At 51.4% G+C, this 247-nt stretch carries 1 protein-coding gene; it reads right to left on the bottom strand.

The genetic code is table 11. The features are described 5' to 3' along the window. Window positions 1-247: hypothetical protein (locus FCK22_RS19195; protein WP_211243610.1), on the bottom strand; the 247-nt coding region annotated here is incomplete at both ends.

The raw sequence follows: 247 nt of genomic DNA, 5'->3' as shown, positions 1-247 counted from the left end.
CCTCTGTTGCAGCCTTAAGCGTCTCTGTCGGAGATTTCGCAGAACCATCTTCTGGTGAGGTGAATTGCTTGTCCGCATGTGCTGCGAGTCGGGCCAAATCTTTCTCTAGATCTCTGTAGGTTTTTTTGGCTGGCGCGTTGGTTAGCCTATGGCCAGTCGAGTTGTCTAGGTTGCGCCAAAGGACATAGCTTGCGCCTTTCATCCCTTCCGGCAGATACTCACGATCATCGTCGTTCAGCTCAAATTC

The organism is Sulfitobacter sp. 15WGC, from assembly GCF_005068605.1.
Taxonomy (GTDB): Bacteria; Pseudomonadota; Alphaproteobacteria; order Rhodobacterales; family Rhodobacteraceae; genus Sulfitobacter; species Sulfitobacter faviae.
Note: the sequence above shows the minus strand (reverse complement) of the source record. Positions and strands in the feature narration are given on the sequence as shown.